Below are 263 nucleotides of genomic sequence, written 5' to 3' on the forward strand. Positions count from 1 at the left end.
ACCAGCTGGTAGGGGCCACCGTTGTACAGCCACTCGTCGAGGCTGGCGGCTTCCCAGATGGGGTAGAAGTGCAGGCCGATGGCGTTGCTGGAGGGAACAACGGCGCCGGAGATGATGTTGTTGCCGTACATCAGGGAGCCGGCGACGGGCTCACGGATGCCGTCGATGTCGACGGGGGGCGCCGCGATGAAGGCGACGATGAAGCAGATGGTGGCGGCCAGCAGGGTGGGGATCATCAGCACACCGAACCAACCGACGTAGAG

The 263-nt window shown here is 64.6% G+C and carries 1 pseudogene; it reads right to left on the minus strand.

The features are described from left to right. A pseudogene (locus tag KUG38_RS16660) lies at positions 1-263 on the minus strand (photosystem II q(b) protein); the annotation flags it as partial.

The sequence above is a fragment of the Synechococcus sp. CCAP 1479/9 genome, assembly GCF_019038535.1.
In the GTDB taxonomy this organism is placed as follows: domain Bacteria; phylum Cyanobacteriota; class Cyanobacteriia; order PCC-6307; family Cyanobiaceae; genus Cyanobium.